The sequence below is a fragment of the Vibrio viridaestus genome (genome assembly GCF_003856525.1).
Taxonomy (GTDB): Bacteria; Pseudomonadota; Gammaproteobacteria; order Enterobacterales; family Vibrionaceae; genus Vibrio; species Vibrio viridaestus.
Genome location: NZ_RJVQ01000150.1, coordinates 1 through 416 on the forward strand (window position 1 = coordinate 1; position 416 = coordinate 416).

General features: G+C 56.9%; 1 protein-coding gene. It reads left to right on the forward strand.

Going from position 1 to position 416, the window contains the following annotated elements; all coding sequences use genetic code 11:
* Window positions 1-416 (forward strand): ISAs1 family transposase (locus EES38_RS21985; protein ID WP_124939301.1); only part of this gene is annotated, 416 nt, incomplete at both ends.

Sequence of the window (416 nt, forward strand, 5' to 3'; positions counted from 1 at the left end):
TGGCGCTGCTCGACATCAAAGGCTGCCTGGTATCCATCGATGCGATGGGGTGCCAGACCGAGATCGCCGAGACCATCCTTCAGCAAKGTGGCGATTACTTATTGGCCGTCAAAGGCAACCAACCCAAGTTGTTCGAGGCGGTTCGACAGGCCCTCGCCCCGCTGGCGGCCACCCCGTTATGCGCAGAGACGATGACGCTTGAGAAGGCTCATGGCCGCATCGATGGTCGTGAGTACCATGTCATGGCGGCGGGCGAGTTGGCCGCCCAGTTTCCTCATTGGAAACAGTTGCACAGCATTGGCGTGGCCATCTCCTATCGCGTTGAAAATATGCAAAAAATTACCATAGAGCAGCGTTATTTCATCAGTTCCAAAGCGTTGGTGCAGGATGAGTTTGCGCGAGCGGTGCGTGGGCAC